Genomic DNA, 418 nt, shown 5'->3' on the forward strand with positions numbered 1-418 from the left:
ATGCCTACTGTTTGATGGGTAATCACTACCACCTCCTGCTGGAAACCCCGGAGGGCAATCTGGGCAGGGGGATGCGCCAGCTTAACGGCTGCTATTCACAGTATTTCAATCGCAAACATGGCCGTTGTGGCCACGTTTTCCAGGGGCGATATTCGGCTGTTCTCGTGGAGAAACAGAGCTACCTGCTCGAATTGGCCAGATACATCGTCTTGAACCCGGTAAGGGCGCGTATGGTGCATACGGCGCAAGAATGGCCCTGGAGCAGTTATCGAGGAACGGCAGGCCTTCAGGCGCTTCCTGAAGGTGTGAGTGCAGATTGGATTCTCGCTGCTTTTTCAGGCACCCGAGATGAAGCCATAAAGGCGTACAGGGAGTTTGTTAGACAGGGAAAGGACCAGCCCGATCCCTGGGAATCCCT

1 protein-coding gene is annotated in these 418 nt (G+C 54.8%); it reads left to right on the forward strand.

The features are described 5' to 3' along the window. Positions 1 to 418: transposase (locus A3754_RS07205; protein ID WP_197468540.1), on the forward strand; the 418-nt coding region annotated here is incomplete at both ends.

Source organism: Alcanivorax sp. HI0083 (assembly GCF_001635175.1).